At 40.4% G+C, this 11,188-nt stretch carries 10 protein-coding genes; 7 read left to right on the top strand and 3 right to left on the bottom strand.

From position 1 onward, the window contains the following. Positions 1-143 precede the first annotated feature (143 nt). From ACFPOH_RS09745 to ACFPOH_RS09765, 5 genes are all read left to right on the top strand, one after another. Positions 144-1,370: a saccharopine dehydrogenase family protein gene (locus ACFPOH_RS09745; protein WP_342468529.1), complete on the top strand. Its 1,227-nt coding sequence runs from the start codon at positions 144-146 to the stop codon at positions 1,368-1,370. After that, on the top strand, positions 1,370-2,509 hold the full coding sequence (gene nspC / locus ACFPOH_RS09750) for a carboxynorspermidine decarboxylase (protein WP_342580404.1): 1,140 nt from the start codon (positions 1,370-1,372) through the stop codon (positions 2,507-2,509). The genes ACFPOH_RS09745 and nspC overlap by 1 nt, the downstream gene beginning before the upstream one ends. A gap of 408 nt (positions 2,510-2,917) precedes the next feature. Beyond that, on the top strand, positions 2,918-3,106 hold the full coding sequence (locus ACFPOH_RS09755; RefSeq protein WP_141601829.1) for an SE1561 family protein: 189 nt from the start codon (positions 2,918-2,920) through the stop codon (positions 3,104-3,106). Positions 3,107-3,385: 279 nt separating this feature from the next. Further along, on the top strand, positions 3,386-3,832 hold the full coding sequence (locus tag ACFPOH_RS09760) for a pyridoxal-phosphate dependent enzyme (protein WP_342468527.1): 447 nt from the start codon (positions 3,386-3,388) through the stop codon (positions 3,830-3,832). A 181-nt stretch (positions 3,833-4,013) separates the two neighbouring features. Next, positions 4,014-5,564, top strand: coding sequence for a fumarate hydratase (locus ACFPOH_RS09765; protein WP_342468526.1), 1,551 nt, complete (start codon positions 4,014-4,016; stop codon positions 5,562-5,564). Positions 5,565-5,706: 142 nt separating this feature from the next. Here ACFPOH_RS09765 and ACFPOH_RS09770 read toward each other — a convergent pair whose 3' ends face one another. Then, positions 5,707-7,080 carry an L-cystine transporter gene (locus ACFPOH_RS09770; protein WP_390309520.1) on the bottom strand — a complete coding sequence of 458 codons (1,374 nt, stop codon included), beginning with the start codon at positions 7,078-7,080 and terminating at the stop codon, positions 5,707-5,709. A gap of 236 nt (positions 7,081-7,316) precedes the next feature. On the opposite strand from ACFPOH_RS09770, the gene ACFPOH_RS09775 reads away from it, so the two are divergent. Continuing rightward, positions 7,317-9,221 carry a heavy metal translocating P-type ATPase gene (locus ACFPOH_RS09775; RefSeq protein WP_342580405.1) on the top strand — a complete coding sequence of 635 codons (1,905 nt, stop codon included), beginning with the start codon at positions 7,317-7,319 and terminating at the stop codon, positions 9,219-9,221. Between the two features lie 62 nt (positions 9,222-9,283). Here the strand turns inward: ACFPOH_RS09775 and ACFPOH_RS09780 are convergent, their stop codons facing one another. After that, positions 9,284-10,216, bottom strand: coding sequence for a YihY/virulence factor BrkB family protein (locus ACFPOH_RS09780; RefSeq protein ID WP_342468523.1), 933 nt, complete (start codon positions 10,214-10,216; stop codon positions 9,284-9,286). Positions 10,217-10,236: 20 nt separating this feature from the next. After that, positions 10,237-10,569, bottom strand: a complete 333-nt coding sequence (locus ACFPOH_RS09785) for a YtxH domain-containing protein (RefSeq protein ID WP_342580406.1) — start codon at positions 10,567-10,569, stop codon at positions 10,237-10,239. 161 nt (positions 10,570-10,730) lie between these two features. Between ACFPOH_RS09785 and ACFPOH_RS09790 the strand changes: the two genes are divergently transcribed. After that, positions 10,731-10,952 (top strand): DUF1128 domain-containing protein, encoded by a 222-nt coding sequence (locus ACFPOH_RS09790; RefSeq protein ID WP_342471247.1) that lies wholly within the window; start codon positions 10,731-10,733, stop codon positions 10,950-10,952. The last annotated feature ends 236 nt before the right edge of the window (positions 10,953-11,188 follow it).

Here is an 11,188-nt window from a genome sequence, read left to right on the forward strand (position 1 = left end):
AAGTAAACATCGAATCCGGCAATGTTACATTATTGCAAATTTTTTTATTTTCATTTTAAAAACAATTGCTACTTAAGAAATAATTATGTATAATCTATTGCATTGCTTAATACTATTATTTTTCCTAAGGGGGTCATAATGAATTGGGTAAAGCATTGATTATTGGTGCTGGCGGTGTAGCTAGTGTTGTGGTACACAAATGTGTACAAAATTCAGACGTGTTCGAGGAAATTATGATTGCCAGTCGAACAAAGTCGAAATGTGATGCATTGAAAGAGAAACTCGACGGTGGCAAAACAATTATCCACACTGCTCAAGTAGATGCGGACAATGTGGACGAACTCGTCGAATTAATCAATGGTTTTAAACCGGATGTGGTGATCAACGTAGCATTACCATATCAAGATTTGAGTATTATGGAAGCTTGTTTAGCTACAGGTGTTCATTACTTGGATACTGCCAACTATGAACCGCCTGAAACAGCTAAATTTGAATATAAATGGCAATGGGCTTATAAAGAAAAATTTGAAAAAGCAGGTCTTACTGCAGTATTAGGCTGCGGATTCGACCCAGGTGTAACTGGAGTATTCACAGCTTACGCATTAAAACATCATTTCGATGAAATTCATTACATCGACATTTTGGACTGCAATGGCGGCGACCATGGCCTGCCATTCGCAACAAACTTCAACCCGGAAATCAACATCCGAGAAATCACGTCAAATGGCCGCTATTGGAAAGAAGGAAAATGGGTTGAAACAAAACCTTTGGAATACAAACAAGTTTACGACTTCCCAGAAGTAGGTCCAAAAGATATTTACCTTCTTTACCATGAAGAATTGGAATCTTTGGCGAAAAACGTGAAAGGGCTTAAACAAATCCGCTTCTGGATGACATTCTCTGAAAAATACTTAACACACTTACGGGTACTCGAAAATGTCGGAATGACATCAATTGAACCGATTGAATTTGAAGGCAAAATGATCCAGCCTCTTCAATTCTTGAAAGCGGTTCTTCCTGATCCGGCATCCCTTGGACCTCGTACAAAAGGGAAAACAAATATCGGTTGTATTTTCCGTGGCGTAAAAGACGGTAAAGAAAAAACATACTATTTATATAATGTATGTGACCATCAAGAATGCTATCGCGAAGTGGGCAGCCAAGCGATTTCTTATACAACTGGCGTACCGGCCATGATTGGTGCAAGCCTTGTCATCAAAGGGCTTTGGAAAAAACCGGGTGTTTGGAACGTAGAAGAATTCGATCCAGATCCATTCATGGAAGAATTAAATAAATGGGGACTTCCATGGAAAGAAAGCTTCAATCCAGAATTGCTTGAATTAGATTTGGAAAAACGTGAGGTAAAATAATGAAAGCGATTGACTGGAAAAGTGCACCATCCCCAAGTTATATTGTCGATGAACGCTTACTAAAACGGAATCTGGAGATATTGGATTCCGTCCAACAGCGTACAGGCTGCGATATATTGCTTGCGCTAAAAGGTTTTTCCATGTTTTCCACATTTCCTTTAGTGAGCAAATATTTGAAGGGGGTTACGGCAAGTTCCCTTTTTGAAGCCCGCTTAGGATACGAGGAATTTGGAAAAGAAGTGCATGCCTACTCACCAGCCTACGCTGAACATGAAATCGATGAATATTTGAAATATATCGACCATATCGTATTCAACTCTTTCAATCAATTAAATAAATATAAACAAAAGATTCAACAACTGGACAAGCACGTTTCCATCGGTTTGAGAGTGAACCCTGGTTATTCCGAAGTGGAAACGGCACTTTATGACCCTTGTGCATTGAATTCCCGTTTAGGAATTCCTTTCGATCAATTCCGTCCGGATGAATTGGACGGCGTTGAGGGTCTTCACTTCCATGCGATGTGTGAACAAAATTCCGACGTGCTTGAACGGATCCTTCCTCATTTTGAAGAAAAGTATGGCAAGTACTTGCATCAAATGAAATGGGTCAACTTCGGCGGCGGACATCATATTACCCGCCCGGATTATGACATCGACAAACTGGTCGATCTCATCAACTATATTAAAAATAAATATGATGTCCAAGTCATTCTCGAACCAGGTGAAGCCATTGCTCTCAATACAGGCTACCTTGTGGCAACCGTGCTGGATATTGTCAAAAACGGGATGGAGATCGCCATTCTCGACACTTCCGCCACATGTCATATGCCGGATGTACTTGAGATGCCTTATCGTCCGCAAATTATCGGGGCAAGTACCCCTAATGATAAACCTTACACATACCGTCTCGGTGGAATGACATGCCTTGCTGGAGATGTGATCGGCGACTATTCTTTCGATGAACCGCTAAAACCTGGGGACAAAATTGTATTTACAGACATGGCCCATTACACAATGGTGAAAAACCATATGTTCAACGGTGTCAACTTGCCAAGCATCTGTTTATACAACGATGAAGAAGGAATTAAAGTCGTAAGACAATTTAAATACGAAGATTATCGCAATCGCTTATCTTAAACAGTCAAAGCGCCAATTCGGACCGGTTTCCGATTGGCGCTTTTTTATAGAAAAATCTATGAAACTTTAAAACCCCGGTGACCTGTGCATCCAAAAAGATGCACCTCACCGGGGTTTACCGCTTACTAACCACCATTATCGTTGCATAAACAGTTTCGGCTACAAGCCGGGCCGAAAGATTGTTTAGACTCCCTCCTTTGCAATAGAGTGAGCGTTTACTTTTCGACCAACTCCTTTGCGATTTAGTTAAGATTAATATATCACAAAGATTCATTATTGTAAATATTCTGAATAATCAAAAATAAAATCGGTATGAAATGCCTATACTTTTACAGAAAAATACTTTTTTACATGATTGCATATTTGGCGATTTTCCGTTATGATGACCTAGATGAAAGAGGTGGAAATGTGAAAGCGATTTATGACAAAAATAAGCAGGTGCAATATTTGAAAGAACGCCTGGAGATTTTCCTTGAAGTTTTGGAAGCGATTGATGAAGAAACTGCCGATCTTGAAGACATTGATCGCCTCATCCAAATGATTGACGATATTGAAGAGAAATTGGAGCAGTTTAAACATCGGTATGAAGAAGAATAAAGGTTGTTTACATAATCAGTGAAGGGTTTTCCTTCACTGATTTTTTTGTATGTGCGGATTTAATTACCTCTTTTTTTTCAAGATTACATGTCCCCTTTCCCCTCTCTTCCCCTGCATATCCCCCATTTATTTAATAAATTATTTTTTTTCGTTAATTAAATATTTCTATTGATGATTTTACCGGCAACATATTGTCAATGCTCAATTTCGCATGTTAACATTCCAATAATCCCAATTGTAATAGTAGGTTATAAAATGATTTGGATTGGAGGAGATTAGATGAGTCAGGCAGTTACAAATAAAATTAAAAAGTCCATTACCGAGTTGGTCGGTCGGACCCCATTATTGCAACTTGTCAATTATGAAAAACAAAACCAATTGGAAGCGGAACTCATCGTAAAACTAGAATATTTTAACCCTGTCAACAGTGTAAAAGATCGCATTGCCAAATCCATGATTGAAGATGCAGAAGCAAAGGGTTTGTTAAAAAAGGGCGATACCATTGTGGAAACAACGAGCGGAAATACCGGCATCGGCGTTGCTGCCATTGCAGCTGCCAAAGGTTATAAATTCCGCGTCTACATCCAGGACAATGTCAGCATTGAACGGACGAAAGTCATACGTGCCTTTGGCGGTGAAGTCATCCCATTCTCGGAAGTCCCTGCCCTTGCAAAAGCAATGGAAAATTTACTAATCATTCTTTTTTTATCATTTATCGAAAATTAAAACATATTATTCATAGTTGTCAACTATATTTTTTGTTAGCGTAATTGAAATAATTTATCAGTTCAAAAAAATTTCTATTATAATTGTAATCTGCCATTTACTTTTATATAACAGACTTTTAATAATAATTTTAAAAATGTATAATATTCTAGAATTGAATTTTTTTTGGGGGGAAAATAATATGTCAGTCGCAACTACATATTTGCAAACGTTGGAGAAAAGCCTTTATGATTTGATTTGCGAAACATCTACAAACTTGCCAAAAGATGTTCGCCGTGCCATCAAAAGAGCAAAAGAAGCTGAAAATGCAGGCACTCGGGCTGCCATGAGTTTGGCAACCATCACAAGAAATATCGTAATGGCGGAAGACAATGTATCACCAATTTGCCAAGACACAGGACTTCCAACATTTAAAGTAAAAACTCCTATTGGCGCAAACCAATTAGAAATCAAAGAAGCCATCCGCAATGCGGTTAAAAAAGCGACAGAAGATGCGAAACTCCGTCCAAACTCTGTTGATTCATTAACCGGCAAAAACAGCGGCGACAATCTTGGTGAAGGCGTTCCTGTGATCAAATTCGAACAATGGGAAAAAGATTACATTGAAGTGAAACTCATCTTAAAAGGCGGCGGCTGTGAAAACAAAAACGCCCAATACAGCTTGCCTTGCGAATTGGAAGGACTTGGCCGTGCCGGTCGTGACCTTGACGGAATCCGCAAATGTATCCTTCACGCAGTATGGAAAGCACAAGGACAAGGCTGTTCAGCAGGATTTATCGGTGTTGGTATCGGTGGAGACCGCTCCAGCAGTTACGATCTTGCCAAAGAACAATTATTCCGTCATTTGGAAGATACAAACCCAATTCCTGAACTTGCCAAATTGGAAGAATATATTGTAGAAAAAGCAAACACACTCGGTGTCGGAACAATGGGATTCGGCGGTGAAACAACATTATTGGGTTGTAAAATTGGCGTTATGCACCGTATCCCGGCTTCATTCTTTGTATCCATCGCGTATAACTGTTGGGCATTCCGTCGCATGGCGGTTGACATTGATGCCAATACAGGCGAAATCACAAATTGGCACTACCAAGATGGCGAAAAAATCACATTCCGCGATGAAGAAGAAAAAACTGAAACAAAATCCGAAAGCCGCGTAATTGAATTAAGAGCGCCTATCACAGAAGAACAAATTCGTGAATTAAAAGTGGGTGACGTTGTAAAAATCAGCGGACGCATGTACACAGGCCGCGATGCAATCCACCATCACTTAATGACACACGATGCACCTGTTGATTTAAATGGACAAATTATTTACCACTGCGGTCCGGTAATGGCAAAAGACGAAAATGGAAACTGGACAGTAAAAGCGGCTGGTCCTACAACTTCCATCCGTGAGGAGCCTTACCAAGGCGACATCATGAAAAAATTCGGCATCCGCGCAGTTATCGGTAAAGGCGGTATGGGTGCAAAAACGTTGAAAGCGTTGCAAGAACACGGCGGCGTTTACTTGAACGCGATTGGTGGAGCTGCCCAATATTATGCGGATTGCATTAAGAGCGTAGACGGTGTGGACTTCCTTGAATTCGGTATTCCTGAAGCAATGTGGCACTTGACTGTGGAAGACTTTACAGCGGTTGTCACAATGGATTCCCATGGAAACTCTTTACACGCAGATGTTGAAAAATCTTCCCTTGAAAAATTGGCTCAATATGCGGAAAGAGTATTCTAATCCAATCGGAATGAACTAAGTTTTGCTGTTCAAAGAATCAGATGGACATTTGATTCTTTGAACAGCTTTTTTATTAAAAAATGGACATTCACTTGTGATGAATGCCCATTTTCCTTTAGCGAATTTGAGTACTATTTAATGGTTAAACCAAAGATGTCTTTTCTGACGTGTCATTATAAATTTCTGTATCCAGTTCTTTTGTGATACGGCTTGATACAATACCGGACACCATGGAACCACTTACGTTCAGCGCAGTGCGCCCCATATCAATCAACGGTTCCACGGAAATCAAAATACCCGCAAGAGCGATCGGCAAATCCATCGCAGATAAGACAATGATTGCCGCAAACGTTGCACCACCGCCAACACCGGCAACACCAAATGAACTGATCGCAACGATCAAAATCAGCATTGCAATAAACCCAGGTGTGAACGGATCAATTCCCACAGTCGGCGCGATCATCACTGCCAACATAGACGGATATACACCGGCACAACCATTTTGGCCAATGGATAAACCAAAAGAACCTGCAAAGTTGGCAATCCCTTCAGGAACACCCAAACGTTTTGTTTGGGTTTGAAGATTTAACGGCAATGTCGCTGCACTTGAGCGGGAAGAAAAGGCAAATAATAAAGTTTCCGCCACTTTTTTTACATATAAAACCGGATTTAGACCTGTCAATGAAACAATAATTAAATGGACAATAAACATGGATATCAACGCCGCATAAGAAGCAATGACAAATTTGCCCAAATCAGCAATCGCCCCGAAGTCGCTTGTAGCAACCGTACGTGCCATAATCGCCAATACCCCGTATGGAGTCAGTTGCAACACGATGCGCACAACTCCCATTGTGAGGCCATAGATGGCATCGACGCCTTTTTTCACTGTGTTTGCTGTTTCCTCATCTTTTCGTCGAAGTTGTAAATAGGCAAACCCTAAAAAGGCCGCAAAAATGACAACCGCAATTGTTGAAGTGGAACGGGCACCTGTCATATCAAGGAATGGATTAGCAGGGAACATTTCCAAAATATGCTCCGGCAAAGTTTTAACCGTTTCAGCTTTTTGCACAATTTCCTCCCCGCGTGCCGCTTCAGATTCCCCTTGCACGATTTGTGATGCATCCAAGTCAAAAATGGCCGTTGACAAAATGCCAAAGGATGCGGCAATGGCCGTTGTACCAATCAGTACCGCCAAAATAATGCTTGCAATTTTCCCTAAATTTTTTCCGATTGTCACTTTCGTAAATGCCGCCAAAATGGAAATAAATACTAAAGGCATGGCAACCATTTGCAATAATTTTACATAACCATTTCCGATGATATTAAACCATGGCATCGTTTTTGCGATCGTTTCGGAACCATATCCATAAATCCATTGCAAAACAACGCCAAATACGATCCCAATGGCGAGCGCTATGAACACCCTGTTCGAAAATTTCACATGTTTTTTCTTTAGAAAATATAAAAAGGCCAACAAGCCTATTAAAATCGCCATATTTATGATTATTCCCATCATATAACCTCCTTTTTTCTGAACAAACTTTATAATACATCTTTATTCCTATAAGTCAAGTAAGATTAATATATTTTAAATTTTCTATACTTTTTGGTGTTTACTTCTTTACAAAAAAACCGAATTAGATTAGAATAATTGTAAATTAAAATTAATTTTAAATAAATGATATCGATTCTCATTCCCTTTAAAAATAAAGTTTTGAAACTGATAGTCATTATCACAAGGAGGATTGTATGGATAACAATAATCGAGAAAAGTTCTCACTAATTGAGAATTTGAAACAACATCAGGAACTAATCGCAGCTATTATAAGCGGAATCATCATATTAGTAGCATGGAAATTAGAAAAAGAAGGTTTATCAACAGCGTCAGTATTTTCATATATAACCGCTTTTGTTATTGGCGGTTACGCAAAAGCGAAGGAAGGAATCATTGACACAATAGAAAACAAAACTTTGAATGTGGAGATATTGATGATTTTGGCAGCCATCGGTTCAATGATGATCGGCTACTGGACAGAGGGTGCCATACTGATCTTCATTTTTTCCTTGAGCGGTGCCCTTGAAACTTATGCAATGAACCGGAGCCATCGTGAAATTTCCGCTTTAATGAATTTGCAGCCGGAAGAAGCATGGCTTGTTCGGGGAGATTTTGAACCAATGAAAGTTCCGGTTTCTTCTTTGCAGGTGGGGGATCATCTTCTCGTCAAACCGGGGGAACGGATTCCTGTGGACGGAAAAATTTTGAAAGGTTCTTCATCCATTGACGAATCCGCCATAACCGGAGAAGCGATTCCTGTTTCAAAAAATGTCGGGGACGAGGTTTTTGCCGGAACAATCAATTTAAATGGAACCATCACCATTCACATGACAAAACCGAATTCCGAAACACTGTTCCAAAAAATCATTGAGCTTGTACAATCAGCCCAAAGCGAAAAATCCCCTTCCCAGCAATTCATTGAAAAGTTTGAAGGCCGCTATGTCAAAGGGGTGCTCATCGCTGTAGGACTCATGATGTTTCTCCCGCACTTTTTGCTTGGCTGGGATTGGAACACAACCATTTACAGAGCCATCGTTCTGCTCGTCGTCGCCTCGCCTTGTGCCCTTGTTGCATCGATCATGCCTGCCACATTATCGGCCATTTCAAACGGGGCACGGCACGGCATTTTGTTCAAAGGCGGAGTCCATCTCGAAAATATGAGCGTGCTCCGATTACTTGCCGTTGATAAAACCGGAACATTGACAGAAGGCGCTCCAGTCGTTACAGATGTGATTGTCCGAAATGGTTTGGATGAAAAAGAAACACTGAAAATCATGGCATCCATCGAAGCTCAATCCAACCATCCGCTTGCCCAATCCATCGTTCAACATGCCAAAGAACAGCAAATCGAAATCCTTTCCGGCATTGATATTAAAGACGTTCCTGGATGCGGGTTAAAAGCGGTCATCAATGGGAAATCATATATCATCGGCAACGCTGATTTTGTTGGCGTTGAAGAGGCGAAACAATTTGCGGATTGCAAGGCGGCCCACCTTTCAGATGAAGGAAAAACCGTAGTCTTTATGAAGGATGAACAAGGAATCGCCGCTTTGGTTGCCTTGAAAGATACGATACGTAATGAGGCGAAGGAAGCGGTCCAAACATTGAAAGAGCTTGGCATTCATATCGCCATGCTGACGGGGGACCATGAAAAAACGGCGAAAGTGATTGCAAGGGAAGCCGGTGTCAATCAATATATCGCAAAATGTTCGCCGGTGACAAAAACAGAATTTATCGGCAATGCCTTGGCACAATACCAATATGTCGGAATGGTCGGCGACGGAATCAATGATGCCCCAGCCCTTGCAAAATCAACGGTCGGCATTGCCATGGGCGGCGGCACGGATGTCGCATTGGAAACGGCGGATATCGTTTTGATGAAAAACAATTTATCAAAAATTGCATATGCCGTTAAACTCGGAAGAAAAATGCAGCGGATCGTCAAACAAAATGTCATCTTCTCTACATCCGTCATCGCTTTACTGATCATTTCAAACTTTTTGCAAATAGTCGATTTGCCTCTTGGTGTGGTAGGCCACGAAGGCAGCACCATCCTGGTCATCCTGAACGGTTTAAGAATGCTCAAAACCATCAAATAAAGAGAAAACGGTTTAAGCCATCAAACGCGCTTAAACCGTTTTTTTATTTTACCTTTATAAACCTACTTTTTCATTTTCTTAGCCAAATATCTTTTATACATGGTTGCGTTCAACAATCCGCCAAAAATTAATATCATGCCGGTAAAGTACAACCATAGCATTAAAATAATGACACTTGCGATGCTTCCATATGTAGATGTGAAATTCCCGAAATTTTTTATATAGAAAGAAAACCCGTAAATCAACACAACCCAGGAAACCGAAGCAAAAAACGTTCCAGGCAACACGGTAAATAGAGGCACTTTAGGTTCCGTATATGGAATCACCCAATACAAAAAAAACAATACACCAAAAATAAGAAGCGGTGGCAAAGTCCATTGAACATAATTCCAGAAAACATAGAACGATGCCCCAACCCCCAAAAATTCGAACAATTGATAAACGAATTTCTGGCCAAAAATCGGGACAGCCAAAGCAAGCAGCAAGATTAAAATAAGGGACACCGTAAAAACCAATGACCAGCCCCGATTGATGATGCCCATCTTCGGTTCCGTTTCATAAGCTTCGTTTATTGTTTTTAATATGGCATTCATTCCCCTTGAAGCAGCCCAAATCGTACCAACAATCCCGAGGGATAGAGCCCCGCCGCCGTCATAAGTGGTCAAGACTTCCACAACCGTACCTTGGGTCAGCAAAAACACTTCCGTCGGCACAATGGTTTGGAGGAAACGGAAGACATGTTCCTGATTAATGTTAAAAAACGGCAATAAAGATACAACCACCAATAGAAGCGGGAAAAAGGACAATAAAAAGAAGTAAGCCAGTTGCGCGCCTTTTCCGGAAACGTCCACTTTCTTCATCCGAACAATCAGTTCTTGGACAAATCCTTTGAATGTGGTTATTTTTATTTCCGATTCCACTGGATTAATGAAGGATTGAAACCACAAGACCCACTTGGATTGCAAAATTTTCGGTTTATTCAAGCGCCAGCTCACTTCCCTTCATCCGTCACTCTTTAACTTTGACTTTCTTCTTTGGAAGAAAAAGCTTCCTTCGTATCTTCGACAATCTCTTGGACAGCCCCTGGAATTTCTTTGACTTCATCCAGTTTTTCCATAATAAAATTCACATTGTCTTTCGTATCTTCATACAGCTTTTGCATTGTATCAATTTTTTCCCGAACAAGCCGCTGGAGTTCATCACGATTTTTCGCATAGTAAACGACGGTATTTTTGGCTTTTTTCACCTTTGCGATCGTCTGTTCTCTCGTTTCGTCATCAAACATGCTCACTGCTGCTCCCACCAAAGCTCCAATCACGATACCTTTGCACAATTTATTTCCGCTCATGACCCTTCTCCTCCTGTCGAATCTTGTAAAGATTTTCTAATCATATTCTATAAGAACTTTTAACCTTTTGAAAGTAAGGGCGAATACATGATAAAAACTTGACAACAATAGAATGACATGAAATGATGATACAAAGCTTAATGAAAGGTGGATTAAGTAGAATGAATTTGACAACGCCTTCCAAAGAGAATGTGGCGTATATCGTAGAAAAAATCAAAGAAAAGTTGAAGATGGTCAATTCTGAAGCTTTGCGTTCAGAAGACTTCACAGAAGCCAACTATGAAGACTTATATGATTTATATGAAATGGTTATGAAACGTGATACCTTCAGCCCGAGCGAAATGCAGGCCATCGTTTCCGAATTGGGTTCACTTCGCAAATAGATTTTTCATGCAATTGGATAACTACCGCATACTTTTTCCCATTTTATAAATCATTATTCAATGATATCGCAAATGATTTTTTTAATTTCACATAAAAACAGGGATTATGAAAGAGGCTGGGACAAAAGATAAAAAACACCATTTTCTCACGGGAGAAAAATGGTGTTTTTTTGATAATTGAAGAAAATTGATTTCCGTTCCGGGGACGCTTTCCGCGGGCCCGGCTCGAGCCCAAT

The organism is Ureibacillus suwonensis, assembly GCF_042655065.1.
Taxonomy (GTDB): domain Bacteria; phylum Bacillota; class Bacilli; order Bacillales_A; family Planococcaceae; genus Ureibacillus; species Ureibacillus suwonensis.

Coding starts and splice junctions, on each gene's coding strand:
- nspC (WP_342580404.1), top strand. CDS start 1,370: ATGAAAGCGATTGACTGGAAAAGTGCACCATCCCCAAGTTATATTGTC.
- ACFPOH_RS09760 (WP_342468527.1), top strand. CDS start 3,386: ATGAGTCAGGCAGTTACAAATAAAATTAAAAAGTCCATTACCGAGTTG.
- ACFPOH_RS09765 (WP_342468526.1), top strand. CDS start 4,014: ATGTCAGTCGCAACTACATATTTGCAAACGTTGGAGAAAAGCCTTTAT.
- ACFPOH_RS09770 (WP_390309520.1), bottom strand. CDS start 7,080: ATGGGAATAATCATAAATATGGCGATTTTAATAGGCTTGTTGGCCTTT.
- ACFPOH_RS09775 (WP_342580405.1), top strand. CDS start 7,317: ATGGATAACAATAATCGAGAAAAGTTCTCACTAATTGAGAATTTGAAA.
- ACFPOH_RS09785 (WP_342580406.1), bottom strand. CDS start 10,569: ATGAGCGGAAATAAATTGTGCAAAGGTATCGTGATTGGAGCTTTGGTG.
- ACFPOH_RS09790 (WP_342471247.1), top strand. CDS start 10,731: ATGAATTTGACAACGCCTTCCAAAGAGAATGTGGCGTATATCGTAGAA.